General features: G+C 49.8%; 12 protein-coding genes. 9 read left to right on the forward strand and 3 right to left on the reverse strand.

The annotated features are described in order from the left end of the window. Positions 1-628: 628 nt before the first annotated feature. Positions 629-1,396 carry a methylenetetrahydrofolate reductase gene (locus V5T57_RS12415; RefSeq protein ID WP_332891541.1) on the forward strand — a complete coding sequence of 256 codons (768 nt, stop codon included), beginning with the start codon at positions 629-631 and terminating at the stop codon, positions 1,394-1,396. Positions 1,397-1,570: 174 nt separating this feature from the next. Here V5T57_RS12415 and V5T57_RS12420 read toward each other — a convergent pair whose 3' ends face one another. Beyond that, positions 1,571-1,921 (reverse strand): DUF2249 domain-containing protein, encoded by a 351-nt coding sequence (locus V5T57_RS12420; protein WP_332891542.1) that lies wholly within the window; start codon positions 1,919-1,921, stop codon positions 1,571-1,573. Between the two features lie 139 nt (positions 1,922-2,060). On the opposite strand from V5T57_RS12420, the gene V5T57_RS12425 reads away from it, so the two are divergent. Further along, on the forward strand, positions 2,061-2,741 hold the full coding sequence (locus tag V5T57_RS12425; protein ID WP_332891543.1) for a precorrin-2 dehydrogenase/sirohydrochlorin ferrochelatase family protein: 681 nt from the start codon (positions 2,061-2,063) through the stop codon (positions 2,739-2,741). 1 nt (position 2,742) lies between these two features. On the opposite strand, the gene V5T57_RS12430 is transcribed toward V5T57_RS12425, so the two are convergent. Further along, the gene (locus V5T57_RS12430; protein ID WP_332891544.1) at positions 2,743-4,452 is read right to left on the reverse strand and encodes a two-component system response regulator; all 1,710 of its coding nucleotides are present in this window, start codon (positions 4,450-4,452) and stop codon (positions 2,743-2,745) included. Between the two features lie 25 nt (positions 4,453-4,477). Continuing rightward, positions 4,478-4,780 carry an Hpt domain-containing protein gene (locus V5T57_RS12435; RefSeq protein ID WP_332891545.1) on the reverse strand — a complete coding sequence of 101 codons (303 nt, stop codon included), beginning with the start codon at positions 4,778-4,780 and terminating at the stop codon, positions 4,478-4,480. 744 nt (positions 4,781-5,524) lie between these two features. On the opposite strand from V5T57_RS12435, the gene V5T57_RS12440 reads away from it, so the two are divergent. From V5T57_RS12440 to glgB, 7 genes are all read left to right on the forward strand, one after another. Further along, a complete protein-coding gene (locus V5T57_RS12440; protein ID WP_332891546.1) occupies positions 5,525-6,277 on the forward strand; it encodes a response regulator in 753 nt (250 codons plus the stop codon). Positions 6,278-6,368: 91 nt separating this feature from the next. Further along, the gene (gene dtd / locus V5T57_RS12445) at positions 6,369-6,827 is read left to right on the forward strand and encodes a D-aminoacyl-tRNA deacylase (RefSeq protein ID WP_332891547.1); all 459 of its coding nucleotides are present in this window, start codon (positions 6,369-6,371) and stop codon (positions 6,825-6,827) included. 2 nt (positions 6,828-6,829) lie between these two features. After that, the gene (locus V5T57_RS12450) at positions 6,830-10,492 is read left to right on the forward strand and encodes a hydantoinase B/oxoprolinase family protein (RefSeq protein WP_332891548.1); all 3,663 of its coding nucleotides are present in this window, start codon (positions 6,830-6,832) and stop codon (positions 10,490-10,492) included. Positions 10,493-10,642: 150 nt separating this feature from the next. After that, positions 10,643-15,040, forward strand: coding sequence for a glycogen debranching protein GlgX (gene glgX / locus V5T57_RS12455; protein WP_332891549.1), 4,398 nt, complete (start codon positions 10,643-10,645; stop codon positions 15,038-15,040). A 462-nt stretch (positions 15,041-15,502) separates the two neighbouring features. Continuing rightward, complete coding sequence (locus V5T57_RS12460) at positions 15,503-15,919, forward strand: DUF2934 domain-containing protein (RefSeq protein ID WP_332891550.1); 417 nt, start codon at positions 15,503-15,505, stop codon at positions 15,917-15,919. A 198-nt stretch (positions 15,920-16,117) separates the two neighbouring features. Beyond that, positions 16,118-17,587, forward strand: a complete 1,470-nt coding sequence (locus V5T57_RS12465; protein WP_332891551.1) for a glycogen synthase — start codon at positions 16,118-16,120, stop codon at positions 17,585-17,587. Between the two features lie 36 nt (positions 17,588-17,623). Next, complete coding sequence (gene glgB, locus V5T57_RS12470) at positions 17,624-19,807, forward strand: 1,4-alpha-glucan branching protein GlgB (RefSeq protein ID WP_332891552.1); 2,184 nt, start codon at positions 17,624-17,626, stop codon at positions 19,805-19,807. Positions 19,808-19,890: the final 83 nt, after the last annotated feature.

Consider the following 19,890-nt stretch of genomic DNA (forward strand, 5'->3'; position numbering starts at 1 on the left):
TTTGTGCGTGTCCCTTTTGGGCTTTAATAAAAGCGCTTAGGTTGAACTTGGCGATCGAGATGCCACCCCCTAAGTAACCTGGATTGGAGTTCTAGGCGCAAAAGAGAGTGTTCTTATCTCTTCTTGCGATTCGTAAGATAGGCACTCATTTCCGAGGAACTCTACAAATATAGGCATATAGTACGTGATCTTTATTGCAGATGCAAAAGGATGTATCATAAAAATGGTAGATGAATAGGTTCGAATATTATAAAAAGCCATAAACAGCATTTTGAATAGATTTTAAAGGGTACTGGAAAATGTATAAGGCAAGTTGTTGGAATTCTGTATGTTGTGTTTTCTGGGTGCTATATAATAAGGCATCGCCTCATTTTGGTTAGTTTCAAAAAATGTGCGAGTATGCAGAATTTTGTTGTAAAAGGGGATAGCAAGGTTTGTCTCGATTTTCATTTCGAGTGGGGCGATCCTGTTGTTGCTCGTAGGCCCATGTTAAACTATGCGTTACTCTGTTTTTTACCCTCCTTGTGGAATAGATCGTATTGCTGGGGGGGGTGGTGTAGAGCGATAAATTGAGCAGAAGTCTCAATGTCGAATCATGGGATGTTAGGAAAGCTAGGAAAGCGTGAAAATGTCTAGAGATCAGAAAAACAGCCGCCTCTCTGTAGAGCTTGTACCCCGAGATCCAGAAGTGTTGAAAGATGAACTGCTCCGCGTACATCAACACTTTCCCCAAATAACGGCCATTAATATTCCTGACTTGGTTCGTTACCCCATTCGTAGTTGGGACGGTTGTGTGCTGGCACGTCAACATTTTAAGACGGCAATTCCCCATATCCGTGCTATGGATATGCCTGAAGATGATACGCTGCCCATGCTTGATACATTAGATGCGCATGGTATTGATGAGGTTCTAGTCATCAGCGGGGATGAGCCTGAAGAGGGCCAAGAGCTTAAAGGTCCCAATGCGCTGCAAATTATCAAGCGGTTCAAAAAGCTGGCACCACATATTAAAGTTTATGCTGCTCTTGATCCCTACCGTACTAATATCCAGCATGAACTAGACTATGCGCAGCAAAAACGAGAAGCTGGCGCCGACGGTCTGTTTACACAGCCTTTTTTTGATATGCGGTTAATGCAGATCTATGCAGACCAACTGCAGGGATGTTCTGTTTGGTGGGGGTTGTCTCCTGTTGTGACGGAGCGTTCTAAAAGTTACTGGTCTCGTGTGAACCGTGTGGTATTTCCGGCATCATTTGAAGCCAGTTTAGACTGGAACCAGTCGTTTGCGCGTGATGTTTTGGCCATGGCTGAGCAGATGGAGCAGCATCTCTATTTTATGCCTATCCGAGTTCCTGTTGAAGATTATCTCTCTGGTGTTTTACCTGATCCTGAGTAGCATCTCCTTCATGGTGTTGCAGCGCACTCCTTTTGAGGGTGGTTTGCCGTGTGACCCATACGGATAAGGGTGACCTCATGCTCTGCTTGCTCAATAGTCTCTACCCACATGCTGGGCTTTTGTCGTCAAGGGTCGTGTAGGGTGGGAATGTGATTGTGGTAGGCGACCCGCTCTTTAGGGTTGGTGCGTCGTGTGACCTATGCGGATTAGGACGACCCCGTGCTCGACTTGCTCAACAGTCTCCACCCACATGCTGCGCTCTTGAAGTCGGGGGTAGAGTAGGGCAGGGATTCGATTGTGGTAGACAATCAGCTCCATATCTTTAGGGAGTAGGGCTGTGGCCTCCAATATTTTTTGCAATGGCTCTGGTGGTGGTAGTTCCCGAACATCAAGAACGGTATGTACTTTGGGGTTGTTGAGCCAAGCTGGATCGATGGGTGATAGGCCACTCGCTGGGGTCTCCATCGGTTTACACGGATGGCATGGAGCTTGGTCAGGAGCCGGTGAAAAGTTCTTGTCAGACATGGTTTCTCCCACAATAAAGGTGGGGGCATTATGCAAAATGTCCATTTATTGGACAAGGGAGCTTTTGTTAAGAGTCTGGATTTATGTATGAGTTTCACAGAATCTTTTCTGTTAATACCCGTTGTTTCAGGTGAATATCATGAGCGACCCTCTTGCGCCGTCACAGTGTGCCCCCCCCGTGCAACCCTTTTTTATGCAGCTAGCTGGACGTCGATGCCTTGTGGTGGGGTCAGAGGGTGAAGCCGTAGAAAAATGCGAGCAGTTGCTTGCTGCGGGTGCCCATGTGGTGTGGCAGTCAGAGTCATCCTCCGAACAGATGCAGTTATTACGACAGAAGTACCCTATCGAGTGGGTTCAGGGTCCTTTTGAACTTGAGCTGCTTGATGGTGTGTGGCTGGTGTTGTGTAGTGGTACAGAGCCTGCGCTTTTGCCGGAATTATATCGTGCCTGTGAAGAGAGACAGATTTTTCTCAATGTGGTTGATGTTCCAGCGTATTGTAGTTTGATTTGGCCCGCTCAAATACAGCGAGGTGTTGTCTCTATCGCCATTTCTACGGGGGGGAGTAGTCCCGCTTTGGCTCGATGGATCCGCCAGCAGATTGAAATGGTACTGCCTGAGCCTCTCGGAGCTTTAGCGCTGTGGTTAAAAGATCAAAGAGGGCGTGTAAAGCATCTGTTAACAGAAAGTTTTAAGCAGCGTGCTGGCTTTTGGTCGGGTTTGTTTAAGGCGGGCTTGGTGGAGTGTTATCTGCAAAATGGCCCTGAAGCAGCTCAAAAGCGAGTTGATACGGCTTTAGAAAAAGAGGAAGGGCGTCGTTGAGTTAAGATGACTCATCCTCAGTTAAGGCCACGCAAAAGCGGTTTCGGCCATCTTGCTTGGCGCGATACATGGCAGCATCGGCTGCGTTAAGTAGTGTCTTGTTGCGGGTGCCATGAATGGGGTAGAGGCTAACCCCAATACTGGTACCAACTTGGAAGGTGTGTTTACCAAAATTCACCGGTTTTTGGATGGCGTGAATTAATTTCTGGGCCACACCCATCACCAAGTGTTCCTCCCGTATCTCAGTGAGAATGGCAACAAACTCATCACCACCAACTCGAGCGGCCGTGTCAGATTGACGAAGTTCATGGCGCAGTCGAGCTGAAATTTCCCTTAAAACGGCATCCCCTGCTTCATGGCCATAATTATCATTAATCGGCTTGAAGTGGTCGAGGTCCATATAAAGAACAGCAATTTTGCCTTCATAACGGCGTGCTTTTGCGACAGCCTGTTCTAAACGGTCTTCAAGCAAAGAGCGGTTGGGGAGCCCGGTTAAAGGATCGTGGTGGGCTTGGTGTTTCAGTTTTTCTTCCGCAATTTTACGGGTCGTAATATCTGAAAACAGGCCAACGTAGTGGGTAATCTGAGCGTTGCTGTCTTTGATGGCGCTAATGGAGAGCCACTCAGGGAACTCCTCCCCATTTTTACGTTTCCGCCAGATTTCCCCCTGCCAACGCCCATCTTCGTCAACACTGGTCCAGATCTCTTCATAAAAGTGTTCATCATGACGATCTGAACGTAAAAGGTTGGGGCCTTTGCCAATAACCTCTTCTCTTGTATAGCCGGTTATATAGCTGAATGCAGGGTTTACATCAACAAAGTAACGATCAGGACCTAAGACAAGTAAACCTTCCTGGCTGTATTCAAAGATTTTTGCTGCCAGTTTTAGGTTTTCTTCTTTTTCACGCTTATCGCGAATGTCTCTAAAAGAGAGAACACCGCCTGAGAGAAAGTGCCCATCAAGAATGGGAGCGGCATTAAAAGAGATGGGGATTTTTTTTCCGCCACGGGTCCGAAACAGTGTTTCTCCACTAATCTGTTCGGTTTCACCACGTAGGGCTGAGAGCATGCGTCGTGCGTGCGCTTGGTCTGTGCTGCTCTCAAACCGGTCTGGTACCAGCATATCTGTTAATGTACTGTTAATCAGATTCTGTTCATTAAAGCCCAGCAGCTTCTCACCGGCTGGATTCAAAAAAACAATGCGTTGTGCATTGTCAACACTTAAAAGCCCTTCACCAAGTGAGGCGGTGAGATCTCTAAGGCGTTTTTCACTTCGGCGGACTTGTTGGTTGGCCATCTCCAGTTTAATGATGGAGCGTAGGCGTGCGAGGAGCTCGACCCGACGTATTGGTTTGGTGATGTAGTCGGTGGCGCCCTCTTCAAAGGCATCGGCCAAATCCCTGGCCCGGTCATTACCTGTTACCATAATAACAGGGATGTTCTGGGTTGTTGGGTTGGCTTTTAATTGCCGTAATACAGATAAACCATCCATATCCGGCATCATGACATCCATAAGGATAATGTCAGGAAGGCCCTGGTGTAGAGGGGGAGGTGGCGTTGTCACCTCCATGGCCGGAAGGCTTACGCCCAGTGAGCGCAGAAGTGTTTTGCCTGAGTCATGCAATTGCAGTTCGCCGTATCCTGCTTTGGTGAGGATGCGCTTGAGGAGAAGACGATCATCGGGGGAGTCGTCAACAATAGCAATATACACGTTAGCTCTTGACTTTAGTTAGGTGTTATTCGTAGCTAATTTCAACACGCTCAAGATAGTCAATTAACTCGGCCAACCCACTGGCGATCCCATCTTTGTTAGAGGATTTGGCTGAAGTTTCAATGCCACGCCCAATTTCAGTGATTTGATCAAAACCGTAACCTGCTCCGGAGCCTTTCATGCGGTGACCTAGGATGCTGGCATTGTCAAAATCATCTTCCTGCAGGCATTTATGAAGATCTTTGATATCTTTCTGCCGATTTTCCAGATAGCCAGGCACGATATCTTCAAGATCTTCGTCAATGACTACTTTAATTGGGTCGGCCATGTCATCTCCTCCTAAGACTGTGGCGCAAGGCACAGTACGACGTATATTTCATGGTGATAGACTGTAACCCTTTGTCAGATTTGGGTTTTTTTATCGTCCATGCACGCTAGGGTAAAGCCCATATAGGTAGTTTTGAAGGAAGACTCCTCTTCCCACCCCCACAGGATAGCCAAAAATTTAAGGCTTCGCTAAGAAAAACTTTTTCTAACTGTCATGACCTTAGCTGAGCTTTGCGTACCTAGCGTATGCGGGTCACCTGGATAAAAAGGCAGGGTATTAACGTTTGTGTATGTTCTGTGACGCGGGGTTGAAACCATCAAGGCAATTTAGGGACTATTTGCAACAGTGGAGGAAGATATAAATGCTTTAAATGGGTGGTGTTGATTAAGTCTACCTGTATGGGGCGCTATGCGACGTTGGCCTATGGGTATATGACACGTATTAGTTTTGTAACGGGTCGTAACGTTAGTCGAAGAATCCAGCTTTTAAGGCATTGATAGCACTGGTTAGTATAAAATTGTGGTGATAATCTATTCTTAATTCATTTTCAAGGCTGGAAAAACAAAATGAAAGGTGTATGATTTTACAATAGGGGCGGTCAAAATAAGGTATCATTGTTTAATTATGGGTTGAACCCAACGTGGGGTTCATGTGTTTTAGTTTAACCAACGGTAAACAATGGTACACTCAGTCTGACTGAAGGTTTGATTATCTTGTGTTACTTAAGAGGTCGATGAAGGGCTTATGTCGAGCGAAGGTCAAATTCTTGTCTGTGATGATGATCCGGATATCCTGCGCTTGGTAGGTGACTACCTAGAGCAAAGGGGGTTCCGTGTAAAGCTGGCAGACAATGGCAGAGAGATGAAGCAGATTCTGGAGCAAAGTCAAATTGACATTGTGGTCCTGGATCTTATTCTGCCAGATGAAGATGGTCTGGAGTTGTGCCGTGAGCTACGTGCACGATCCAATCTGCCGATCATTATCCTCAGTTCCAAGGGTGAGCAGATGGATCGCATTATCGGCCTGGAAATGGGTGCCGATGACTATGTGGCCAAACCCTTCCACCCCCGTGAACTTTTGGCGCGGATCAAAAGTGTTTTGCGCCGCGCGCGCTCATTACCAGAATCCATTCTGGATAATCCTGAACAGTATACCTACCACTTTTCTGGTTGGACGCTGGATGGTCCTTCGCGGACGCTTTATGCTCCTAGCGGTGATAAAGTTGTTCTAACAGGGGGTGAACATGCCCTGTTACGGGTGTTCTTGCATCACCCCAATCGTGTGTTAAGTCGGGACCAGATCTTGGACCTGACCTACGGCAAAGAACAAGAGCCCTTTGGGCGAACCATTGATATGCAGGTAAGTCGTCTTCGTCGGCGCTTGGTCGATAATGCTAAAAATCCTTCATTGATTAAAACGGTTCGCAATGCTGGTTATGTGTTCTGTTCCCGTGTCAGTATTGAACTTTCTAGTGAGGCTGTTGCGGCATCCAACTAAAGATGCAGTGATGGACTTAAGAAGCATAGAGCAGGGCCATCCGACACCGGGTGGCCCTGCTGCGTTATGGTTACGGAAAAAAGGTGGCGTTATGCGTGCTTTGGTACAGCGGGTTTCTGAAGCGTCTGTTGAAGTTGAGGGAAGTGTTGTCGGGGCTGTCGAGCAAGGGTTGTTGGTCTTGTTGGCCGTAGAAAAAGGTGATCAGGAAAAACAACTGGAAGGGATGATACGTAAAGTTGCTCGTCTTCGTATTTTTGCCGATGAGGCGGGGAAAATGAACCTCTCGGTTAAGGATATTAATGGTTCTGTGTTGGTTGTTTCTCAATTTACGCTTGCAGCAGATATGCGCAAAGGGTATCGCCCCTCTTTTGGTAATGCTGAACAACCGGATAAAGCCGAGCAGATGTATCTTGCGTATTGTGAGCGCCTGGAGAAGGATGAGGGCGTCCGTGTGGCCAGAGGGGTGTTTGCTGCGGATATGCAAGTGAAGTTGGTTAACGATGGTCCAGTCTCTATCTGGTTGGACCTACCTGCTGAGTCTCAGGGGTAACCATGTCGACCCCAAAGCAAGCCGACCGTCATATAACACAGTGGAAATTTGCTGTGGATCGTGGTGGAACTTTTACCGATGTTGTGGGGTTGGCACCGGATGGCCATGTGCGACCTGTTAAGCTGTTATCTGAATCTCCCTTATATCCCGATGCAGCCATTGAAGGCATACGGTTGTTGCTAAAGCTCAAAGCCGGTGAGGCTTTACCTGCACATGAAATTGCCTGGATTAGGTTGGGTACCACGGTGGCTACCAATGCGCTGTTGGAGCGACAAGGGGCAGAGGTTGGTTTGTTGATTACAGAGGGCTTCCGAGATCTGTTGGCGATTGGTGACCAGCGGCGTTCTGACCTCTTTGCCTTGGCCATTGAACAGCCTGAACAGGTCTATCAATGTGTGGCTCAGGTTTCTGAACGGATGACTGCAGAGGGGATTTCGCAAAAGGCACCAGATTTAACGGAGGTCACAAAGCAGCTTCACCGGTTTAAACAGCAGGGGATCACATCGGTTGCTGTGGTGTTGATGCATGGGTGGCGTAATCCGGCTCATGAGCAGCAGGTTGCTCAATGGGCTCAAGAGATGGGGTTTTCTCAAGTCACGACATCTCATCAAGCACTTTCCGTTATTCAGATGACAGGTCGTGGTCAAACCACTCTGGTTGATGCTTATCTCTCCCCCGTGCTGTTACGCTACGCGCGTCGTGTACAAAAGCATACAGGGCATATTCCTTTACATTTTATGAGTAGCGCAGGCTCGCTGTTGCCCCCAGATCACTTCACCGGTAAAGATGCCATTTTATCGGGACCTGCAGGTGGTGTATTAGGTGTGGCGACGGTTGCTGAGCTGAAAAAGGAACCTCAAGTCATTGGTTTTGATATGGGGGGTACATCCACCGATGTCTGTCACTATGCGGGTAGTTTGGAAAAAGTCTTGGAAGTTGAGACGGCCGGTATCCGCTACCAAACCCCGATGTTACATGTAGAAACTGTGGCTGCAGGTGGGGGCTCTGTTTTGCACTTTGATGGCCGCCAGTTAAAGGTAGGCCCTGACTCTGCGGGGGCTATGCCTGGGCCCGCCTGTTATGGGCGGGGTGGGCCGTTGGCCATTACCGATGCCAACGTGGTTCTAGGGCGCGTACATCCTCAATTTATGCCCAAACTCTTTGGGCCAGATGGTTGTGCCCCTTTGAATGTTCAAGCCGCTCGGCAGGGGTTTGTGCGCCTGATGAAAGAGATCCAGCAGGCTGGTGGCGAGGTCTCCTCCATCGAAGCTTTGGCCTTGGGCTTTATTCAGGTGGCCAATGAGACCATGTGCCAGCCTGTGCGTCGTTTGGCCATTGCTCAGGGGTTGGATCTCAAACAGCATGCCTTGGTCGCTTTTGGGGGGGCTGGCGGACAGCATGCGTGTGGTGTGGCCTCAGCTCTTGGTCTAAAACGGGTCCATCTACACCCTTTGGCCGGACTGCTCTCGGCTTTTGGTATCGCACACACACCACATCGCCGTCACCATGTAGAAAGCGTGCTTTTACCTCTAAATGAGGTGGGGTTGGAGCAAGCCATGCAACGTGGGCAAGATGTGGCTGAGGTGCTGAAAGAGCAGCTTCATAAAGATCCGGCATGTGGCCTGGGTGAGGTGGATGTTGAGCTGGTCGGGGCATTTCGTGTTGTGGGTGGCGATGCTACTTTGATGTTGCCAATAACCTCAGAGCTTGGCGATATGGTCCAAGCATTCCACCAGGCTTTTCAAGGTCGGTTTGGATTTGTGCAAGCCGATGTGGATTTGGAATTGGTGCATCTTGAAGTGACAGTTGAGCGGCCAACGAGAGCACCGCAGTTGCCAGTAGAGAAGGTTGATCAGGCAGCCTTAACGCCGATTGAGCAGGTTTCAGTTTGGTTTGATGACAAAGGCCCGCAGACAACCCCTGTTTATGCGCGGGATCTGCTACCCATCGATCAACAGGTCGAAGGGCCTGCACTGGTTGTAGAAGCTAACTCAGTCTTTATTCTGGAACCCGGTTTTACCATGGCGTGTGATGCTCAGCGGGTCCTCTCTTTTCAGGCGTGTGGTATCGCTGCCCAGCAACCAGAACATCAGCGTGGGCGAGATCCCGTTACGCTGGCACTGTATAATCACCGTTTTCAGTACATTGCAACCCGTATGGGCGAGACGCTGGCCCGCACGGCACACTCCGTCAATATTAAAGAACGTCGTGATTTTTCCTGTGCCATTTTTGATGGTAAAGGCCGGCTGGTTGCGAACGCACCCCATGTTCCGGTACACCTGGGGGCGATGGGGGAGAGTATACGGCATCTGACTCTGGGTGTTGGGGAGGGGCTGGAGCCTGGCGATATCTATGCCAGCAATGATCCAATGGGTGGCGGTTCTCATCTCCCCGATATCACAGTGATGGCCCCTTTGTTCTTACCAGGGTTACAAGCGCCCACTTTTTTTGTGGCTGCTCGGGGGCATCATGCAGATATCGGGGGGATTGTTCCGGGTTCCATGCCCCCTTTTGCCCGTCTGTTGGCTGAGGAGGGGGTGGTGCTTCGTCATCTTCTTTTGGTCCGTGCAGGTGTGTTTGATCAAGAAGGGGTGACCCAGGCATTGACACAAAGTGCCTATCCCGCACGTAACTTACCGGAACGGTTTGCGGATCTTCAAGCACAAGTCGCGGCATGTGTGGCAGGGGTAGAGAGTCTTCAAAGCTTATGTACCCAGTTTGGGGTGCAGCACGTTTGCTTTTATATGGACCAAATGCGTGAGAATGCGCGCTTTGCCATGGAACAGGCTTTGGAACCCTTTTTTAAAGGGGCCGCCGCCAAGCACTATGCCTTCCAAGATACCATGGATGATGGTGCTGTGATTGCGGTTCGTATGGATCTTTTTCGCCAAGAAGGCAAGCCACGGGCACGGATCGACTTCACCGGTACAGCCGGACACCATCCCGGTAACCTAAATGCACCGCCAGCTGTTGCTCGGGCCGCTGTTCTTTATGCCATGCGGCTGCTGATTGAAGAGGATATTCCTCTGAACGATGGATGCATGGAGCCCATTGATCTTATTTTACCCATAGGTTCTATGCTTAACCCCAATGAAGATGTCGCTGTATCTGGGGGTAATGTCGAGACCAGTCAAAGAGTGGTGGATGTTGTTTTGGGGGCTTTGGGTGTGGCTGCGGCCTCTCAAGGTACCATGAATAATGTGCTGTTCGGGCGGGTCGATGGGCAAGGTGGGCAATACTATGAGACCATCGCGGGGGGCAGTGGTGCCACAGCCTTTAAAAATGGGGCAACCGGTGTACAGGTGCATATGACCAATACACGGATCACAGATCCTGAAGTGATGGAAGTGCGCTTTCCCTGGGTCCAGGTTTTAGGGTTCCAGTGGCGTCATGGCTCTGGAGGGCAGGGGGCTTATTGTGGTGGAGATGGTGTGATCCGTGGTTTCCGTTTTTTAGAGCCTGTGACGCTCTCTTTGGTTTCTGAGCGGCGTTTGTGTGCACCTTTTGGTTTACAAGGTGGGGCCGATGGAAAGCCGGGGCAGCAATGGGTAGAAAACCGGGATGGTCAACGTTCTCACCTGCCAGGCCGTGCCCAGGTTGTGGTACAGGCTGGAGAGTCGGTGTGGATAGAGACGCCCGGTGGTGGCGGTTTTGGAACAAGATAGTCTGTTGGTTTGAACGAACAGACCACGGCTTACGCAAAAACCCCATGAAAAACTTTTCTTAGCTTTCATCAAGCCGTACACTTAGCCGGTTTGCGCCACATAGGGCAAATGGTGTTCTCTTTTTTTGCATGATTTTAAGGGGCTGTGATCGTGAGTCGATCTTCCATCCGGGTATGGCCGGGCAATCCATTTCCATTAGGTGCAACATGGGATGGCCGTGGTGTTAACTTTGCGATTTTCTCTGAGCATGCTGAACGGGTGGAGTTATGCCTGTTTGGGCCGGATGGTTTTCGTGAAACAGCCCGCATTCAACTGTTGGAGTATACCAACCAGGTATGGCATGGCTATCTGCCAGACATTCGGCCGGGCCAGCTCTATGGTTACCGGGTTTATGGTCCATATGATCCTGAAAACGGGCACCGCTTTAACCATAACAAGCTCTTGCTGGACCCTTATGCCAAGCAACTTAATGGTCAGTTGCAGTGGCACGAGGCTCTGTTTGGTTACCGTTATGACGATCCCTTGGGTGACCTGAGCTTTAGTGATCTGGACAGTGCCCCCTATATGCCCAAGTGTGTGGTGGTTGATACCGCCTTTACCTGGGGCGGGGAGCACACCCCTGGTACCGATTGGTTGGATACAGTTATCTATGAGATGCATGTGCGCGGTTTTACCATGCAGCATCCCAAGGTTCCACAAAATCAACGGGGTACCTTTGCAGGGCTCTGTTCTCCTGACGTTGTAAACTATCTTCAAGATCTGGGGGTAACCTCGGTTGAGCTGCTCCCTGTGCATGCCTCGGTTGATGAGTGGCACTTGGCACAGAAGGGGCTCTCAAACTACTGGGGCTACAACACCCTGGCCTTTTTTGTTGCCAACCCCCGTTTTGCCAGTGGCCCGGATGCGATCCGTGAGTTCAAAACCATGGTACAGGTGTTTCATGAAGCGGGGATCGAGGTGTTGCTGGATGTGGTCTATAACCATACCGCAGAAGGCAACCATGAAGGTCCAACCCTGAGTTTTAAAGGGATTGATAACAAGGCCTATTACAAGCTAGAGCCCGGTTATAACCGCTATTATCGGGATTTTACAGGGTGTGGTAACTCCTTTAACCTGCGTCACCCAAAGGTCTTGCAGCTGGTGATGGACTCCCTGCGTTATTGGGCCGGTGAGATGCATGTGGATGGTTTCCGTTTTGACTTAACCACCACTTTGGCCCGAGAAGCGGATGGCCATTTTGATCGTCATTCCGGTTTTTTGGATGCCATTGCGCAAGATCCACTGCTCTCCCGTAAAAAAATGATTGCAGAGGCCTGGGATATTGGTGATGGCGGTTACCAGGTTGGTAATTTCCCACCCGGCTGGGGGGAGTGGAATGATCGATATCGCGATGCAATACGTCGGTATTGGAAGGGAGACCAGGGCATGGCGGGGGAGGTAGCTTCCCGTTTGACTGGCTCGAGCGATATGTTTAATCACCATGGTCGTCGACCCTGGTCCAGCATCAATTTTGTGACGGCCCATGATGGTTTTACACTACGGGATCTGGTCTCCTACAGCCATAAACACAACACGGATAATCTAGAGGATAACCGTGATGGCCGCGATGCCAACGACAGTTGGAATTGTGGGGCTGAAGGGGAGAGTGATGATCTGCAAATACGCACATTGCGCATGCGCCAAATGCGTAATTTCTTGACGACCTTGATGCTCTCTCAAGGTGTACCCATGTTGGTCGCTGGGGATGAGCAGGGGCGTACGCAAAATGGTAACAACAACCCCTACTGCCAGGATAACGACATTAGCTGGGTGAGCTGGGATGAAGAGGATCATGAAGCTCAGGAGCTGTTGGCTTTCACCCGTTTTTTAATCAAGTTGCGCCGGGAGCATCCTGTCTTTAGAAGAAACAGCTATTTTGATGGTCAAAAAATCACAGGTTTGCAGGTCAAAGATGTGGTTTGGATGCGTCCTGATGGCCGTGAGATGGAGCAGCACGACTGGGATAATACCCATACCCTCTGTCTGGGTATGTTGCTTTCAGGCGAGGCGGGTGAAAAGTTCTTATCCCGTTATGGTGCTGCGCAGGTTGATGACACCTTCCTACTGTTGCTGAACAGTCATCATGAACCTTTGGATTTTCAACTGCCAGAGGTAGATGATGGCAGTGGATGGACCCGGCTGCTGGATACCATGGAGCAGGGGGCTGGTTTAGGAGATCGACAAGCTGGAACCATCAGCAAATATAAAGTGGGTGGACGTAGTGCCGTGCTGTTTACCCTAGCGCGGCGGGAGCGTGCGGTCTCCGTCAAGCCTAAACCAGCTGCCAGTGGAGATGAACATGAACTGCTGGCTAAGCTATCTGAGCAAGCAGGTATTGAAAAAGGCTACTGGACGGTCTTTGGCGAGTGGTTCAATTTACCCGATGCTTCACTGCGCAGCTTTTTGGCAGCTATGGGGCTGGCGGCGGATAACCGCGATCAGATCTTAGCCAGTTTCTCAAAGCTGGAAGAGGAGCCTTGGCGACGGGCTATGCCACCTGTGGTGATGAGCCGCTACCCCAGTGCCGGAGTGGATATTCCCATCGTTGTCAATACAGAGATGGTGGATGAAGCCCTGGAATGGGTGTTGGTGGATGAGCAGGGGAAGATCAAGCCGGGCAAGGTGGTACCCAATGATCTGGCTTTAGATGGTGAGCGGCTGATGGATGGTCACCGTCTGGAAAGACGCATCTTCCACCTTTATGAAAAGTTGGAAGTTGGCTACTACCGCTTTGAACTACATGGTGCAGGTTTACCGGATGGAGATTTTGCCAGTATGCGGTTGGTGGTGGCTCCAGAGCGTTGCTACCTCCCTGAAAAACTGGAGGAGAATGATGGCCGTATTTGGGGCTTTAGTCCTCAGCTCTACGCACTTCGTTCCAAACGGAACTGGGGTATTGGTGACTTTCAGGATCTGACCAAGCTGGTGGAGATGACCGCCAAACAGGGGGGTGGGGTTATTGGGTTGAACCCATTGCATACGCTGTTCTTAGAGCGTCCTGAGCAGATAAGTCCTTATTCACCCAACAGTCGGCACTATGTTAACCCGCTCTATATTGCCCCAGAGTTGGTCCCGGAGATGGCCAACTGCCCTGAGGCGAAGACACGGTTAAAATCTCCTGGTGTACGCAGGCTGCTGCATAAACTACGTGAAACCGAGATGGTGGACTATGCCGAAGTCGCGGTGCTTAAGCTCTCTATCATGCGGTTGCTATTTGATGTGTTCCGTCAAGCCCACCTTTCACCGGATGATGGGTGTGTTACCACCGAGCGAGGTCTGGCCTTTAAGCAGTTTGTTAAAGGTGGCGGTGAGTCGCTGTGCCGATTAGCGACCTTCAATGCATTGGCCGAGCATTTTGCCAAGAGTGGAGAAGATATGGGGGGGTGGCGTAGTTGGCCCAGCCCCTACCGACGTCCTGATTCTCCTGAGGTCAAGCGCTTTACCCAGAGCCATGAAGAGGAGATCTACTTCCAGCTCTACCTCTACTGGATTGCCGATGATCAGTTGCAAGCGGCAAAAGGTCGTGCGCAAGAGCTTGGCATGCCGGTAGGCCTTTATGCCGATATGGCGCTGGGTGTGGATCCTGATGGTGCTGATTTCTGGAATGAGCAGAGTGCCTATGCGGGAGATATGCGTATTGGGGCGCCTGCAGATCTGTTTAACCCTAAGGGCCAAAACTGGGGGTTGCCACCCTTTGATCCTCGCACTTTGCGGGAAGAGGGTTACCAACCGTTTATTGATGCGTTGCGAAACACCATGCGCCATGCAGGCGCGATCCGTCTGGACCATGTGATGAGTCTGGCCCGACTGTTCTGGGTGCCTGTTGGAGCACCTGCGACAGAAGGGGGTTATGTTCGCTACCCGGTAGAAGATCTGTTGGGGCTGGTCGCCTTGGAGAGTCAGCGGAATCAATGTTTGGTGATTGGTGAAGCTCTGGGTACAGTACCTGAAGGATTCCGAGAGAAGTTAGCGGATAACGGTATTCTCTCGTACCGACTACTCTATTTTGAACGGGCGGAGGAAGGTCGCTTCCTCCAACCACAAGAGTTTAATACCCGCTCATTGGTTGCAGCTACCACCCATGATCTGCCCACCTTTGCAGGGTTCTGGGAAGGGGTGGATCTTGGTGTTAAAGAAGAGTTGGAGCTCTACCCCCGTGCAGACATGGCCGAGGAGTTCAGAGGTCAACGCCACCATGATAAAATCAAACTCATGGAGGCTTTGCGAGAAGCTGGTATTCCCTTTGAGGCTCTGGAGGAAGATGCTGACGTGACCCCTGAGTTCATTCAGGCTGTTTACCATATGTTATCGCACACGCCTGCCCATCTACTTATGGTGCAGCTTGAAGATGTGCTTGAGCAGCGTGATCAGGTTAACTTGCCTGGTACTGTGAATGAGCACCCGAATTGGCAGCGGAAATTGACGGCAACCCTGGAGGAGATGGAGAAAGATGCCCGCTTTAAAGCTTTAACTAAGATGCTTAAACAAGCGCGGCCACCCCTTTCATAATCCTTGCAAACGACAGCTCTGACCCTTTTGGAAGTGTACAATAGAGGGAGCGTTTTGTGATGAAACGCTCCCTTTCATTTTTTTGGAAAGGTGCATTCAACAGAACCCTTTATGCAACTGTTGTGTGACAGCTTTTCGAAAAAACACTGTTAAGGCTATTGAACGCTTGTTTTCATCGCATTTTTAGCCTAAAAACGGTTAGAGGGGCTTAAACATTGGTTGAGCTTTCTACAGAATGAAAAGTGTTTATTACGGGGTTAAAGGTCACACGGTTTGATCTGGATCTGATCTGTCTGTTGACAAGCAGGTCTATAATCCCTGGTAAAATAAAGATGAATGCTTGGAGCTGGCAGGTTCCAAATCGCATGGCAGGTTGACGATCCAAGGTAGGGATCCATAAAGATAGTGGTTTCTATAGAATTGGAAAGCCACATAGTTTTAAGAAATCAAGGGAGTGACGATATGATGACTCAGCATAAATCCGGCAGTGTACAAGAGTTGGCTTACCAGATTTGGGAAGAGCGTGGCTGTCCCCAAGGTGAGGACATGGACCATTGGTTAGAGGCTGAGCGTCGTATGGATGCACAGCAACAACCCGCCAAGCCTGTAGCCAAAAAGCCGGCGACGCGTAAAACCACGACAGCAGCCAAAGCCGCAACTTCTGCAGCCAAGAAGCCTGCGGCTAAAAAGCGTACAGCTAAAACTGCCAGTACAGCAGCTAAGAAGCCAGCCGCCAAAGCCGCCAGTACAGCAGCTAAGAAGCCAGCCGCCAAAGCCGCCGCTTCTACAGCTAAAAAAACCACAGCAAAAACGACGACGACCAAGCGTACAGCAGCCGCTAAAAAGCCCACAACCAAGGCTGCACCCTCCGCCGGTTAAAATCAAAACAGTCGCTGTTTTTAAAAGCCCCTTCTTTTAAGGATAAAGAAGGGGCTTTTTAGTGGAAAGAGGGATTGTTACAGCGGGTTCACAAAAAACTTAACATGATCTCCGAGCTGTCAATGGTATGGGTTACCTTACGGGTTAACAGCTGCTACGCCCCTTCGAAAATGCAGACAGGTTATTAAAGGTTTGAATATGAATATCATCATGGTGGCGTCAGAGTGCGCACCAGTGGCCAAAGTCGGGGGGCTGGGTGATGTGGTGCACGGGTTAAGCCGTGAACTGCATTATCGTGGGCATGATGTCTCAATTATTCTCCCAAAATATGATTGTATGCGTTATGACCATGTATGGGATCTTGCCATCTATTATGAGAATTTAGCCGTACCATGGCATGGTGGTTTGGTCTCTTGTAACGTTTGGTTTGGTCATGTGGATGGCTTGAAATGTTACTTGATTGAGCCCCTAGGCAAGGAACAGTTTTTTAACCGTGGTACCTACTATGGCTTTTGGGATGATGCCCTGAGGTTTGGCTTTTTTTCACGGGCGGCGCTGGAGTTTTTATATAAAGCCAATCTACGTCCAGATATTATCCACACCCACGACTGGCAGACAGCACTACTGCCCGTCATGCTCTATGAGATTTATGAGCCTTTAGGGTTGGATCATCAAAGGGTATGCCACACCATTCATAATTTTAAACATCAAGGCACAACAGGGCATGACATCCTTTATGCCACAGGGTTAAACCGGCCTGACTATTATGGTCATATTGATCGTATGGGGGATGATTTTTCACCAGGTGCCATCAACCATACCAAGGGGGCTGTCACCTATGCCAACTTTGTTACGACGGTCTCTCCTCAGCATGCATTTGAAGCTCGGCATACAGAGCATGCCCATGGGTTAGGGCATACCTTACACCGTTTTCAAGATAAATTTGGGGGGGTGCTGAATGGTTTGGATTATCATACCTGGAACCCGCAGACAGATCCCTATATTCGGGCCCATTATGATGGCGGTCAGCTCGAGCGTAAGTCTGAGAATAAGCAGGCATTGCGTGAGCGGTTGATGTTACAGTCCACCCATAAACCAATGGTGGCCTATATTGGGCGATTGGATACCCAAAAAGGGGTGCATCTCATCCGCCATGCTCTGTTCCGAACCTTGGAAAAAGGGGGGCAGTTTGTGTTATTGGGCTCGGCATCTGAGCGGGGCATCAATGATGACTTCTGGAGCTTAAAGAACGATCTTAATGATAATCCCGATTGCCACCTGGAAATTGGGTTTGATGAAGGACTGGCCCACCTGATTTATGCTGGGGTGGATCTGCTTGTGGTGCCCAGCTTATTTGAACCGTGTGGCTTGACCCAAATGATCGCACTACGCTATGGAACCGTACCAGTTGTACGCCGTGTTGGAGGGTTGGCCGATACGGTGTTTGATTGGAACCATAGTGATCTTCCCCCGACCAAGCGTAATGGCTTTGTCTTTGATAATGCCGATTATGCTGGGTTGGAATCAGCCCTTGATCGGGCCATAGCGCTGTGGCAGCAAGATCCCATTCAGTTTCAAGCACTCATGCAGGCTGGTATGCGTTATGATCATTCGTGGAAGTTACCAGCTGAGCACTATTTGAACATCTATGACTACATTAGCTGTTGATCGGGCTTAGGCCCTGTTCTTTAGAAGGTAAATGCCATGACACAGCCTCTCACCGAATCCATGCAACGTTTGGCCGATGCCCGCCACCATGATCCCTTTGAGCTACTGGGAGGTCACGCTTTAGGTCATGGCAAGCTATTGGTGCGGGTCTTTTTACCCTATGCCGATCAGGTACGTATCCTGGCGCGGGATTCTCAATCTGTCTTGGAAATGACCCGTTTGGAAGGGAGTGATTTCTTTGAATGGCAGGGTAGCGATACGGATATTGATGAGAGTTACCGCCTGTTATGGAAAGATAAGTGGGGGTATGAGCACCTTAATCGGGATCCATATGCCCAAAAACCGATGATCAGTGAGTTTGACCTACATCTCTTTGGTGAAGGTAACCATACGCAAATTCAGAATTTTCTGGGTAGCCATGTCATGAGTAATGATGAGGGGGCAGGGGTTTGTTTTTCTGTCTGGGCACCCAATGCTGAGCGTGTCAGTGTGGTGGGGGATTTTAATCACTGGGATGGTCGTTGTCATCCCATGCGTGTTCTACCCGATAGTGGTGTGTGGGAGCTGTTTATCCCGGACATGGAGCCCGGTGGTTATTACAAGTTTGAAGTGCGGGATCGGGAAGGAGCCATACATTTAAAGACCGACCCCATGGCCCGTCAATTTCAGCTACGTCCAGAAACAGCCTCCGTTATTGTCCCGCCTTCTCCCTATGCATGGAGCGATGATGGGTGGATGCAAGCACGTAAAAAATGGGCATGGCAGGATGCCCCCGTTTCCATTTATGAACTGCATCCAGGCTCCTGGCAGCGGGGGTGTGAAGGGCAGTTTCTAAACTATAGAGAGATGGCCCACCGTCTGGTGGCTTATGTTCAGGAAATGGGTTTTACCCATGTGGAGTTAATGCCCATTACAGAACACCCTTTTGATCTTTCGTGGGGGTATCAAGCAACGGGTTATTTTGCACCAACCCGCCGCTTTGGGCGTGAAGATGATTTCCGCTATTTTGTGGATTATATGCATCGCCATGACATTGGTGTAATTTTAGATTGGGTGCCCGCTCATTTTCCCAAGGATGCCCACGGCTTAGCCCGCTTTGATGGTACCCCCCTCTATGAGCATGCAGATCCAAGGCTTGGTGAGCATTTGGATTGGAATACTTACATCTTCAATTTTGGTCGTAATGAAGTAAAGAGCTTTCTTATCTCCAGTGCGTTGTATTGGCTGAATGAATTCCACTTAGATGGCCTTCGGGTTGATGCTGTGGCCAGTATGCTCTATCTGGACTACTCCCGTGAGGAGTGGGTTCCAAACATCTATGGCGGGCGTGAGAATATTGAAGCGGTTGAATTTATGCGCCACCTTAACTCTGTGGTGGGTCAAGAGTGCCCTGGTGCTTTGATGATTGCTGAAGAGTCCACCAGTTGGCCCAGTGTCACCAAGCCACCAGAGGTGGGCGGCTTGGGGTTCCATATGAAATGGAACATGGGGTGGATGAACGACTCCCTGAGCTATATGGCAGAGGATCCTATTCACCGTAAATACCACCACGATAAATTGACCTTCAGTCTCTATTACGCTTTTAGTGAGAACTTCCTGCTACCTTTCTCCCATGATGAAGTGGTACATGGTAAAGGCTCCATGGTGGGAAAAATGCCAGGGGATGAGTGGCAGCGGTTTGCTAACTTGCGTGTGCTCTATCTTTATCAGTTTACCCACCCAGGAAAAAAGCTGTTATTTATGGGGACTGAGTTTGGCCATGGTAATGAGTGGGATTCGGCCGCGACGCTGGACTGGAGCTTGTTAGAACATGATTTTCATAGTGGGATGAAGGGGTTGGTTGCGGACTTAAACCACCTGTATGTACAGAGTGCTGCCTTACACAAAGCAGACTTTGGGTGGGAGGGGTTCCAATGGTTGGATGCCAATGATGGTGAGCAATCCATTGCTGCGTATGTGCGCCAAGATGGCGATGAACATGTGGTGGTGGTGATTAACTTTACCCCAGTTGTGCGCCGTAACTATCGCTTAGGTGTGCCGCAGAACGCGATTTATCATGAGGTGCTTAACAGTGACTCTGAATATTATGCCGGTTCCAATGTGGGTAATGGGCCCGATCCTTTACAGGCCCAAGAGCTGAGTTGGCATGACCAACCATACTCCATTGAGATCACGTTGCCCCCCCTGGCAGGGATTATCTTTAAACCAGAGAGCGGATGACGGTAGATTAGCCTCCCCCATACGTCACGAAAAAAGGCCCCCCGACAACTCGGGGGGCCTTTTTTCGTGACGTACCAAGGGTC

This window comes from Magnetococcus sp. PR-3 (genome assembly GCF_036689865.1).
Lineage (GTDB): Bacteria > Pseudomonadota > Magnetococcia > Magnetococcales > Magnetococcaceae > Magnetococcus.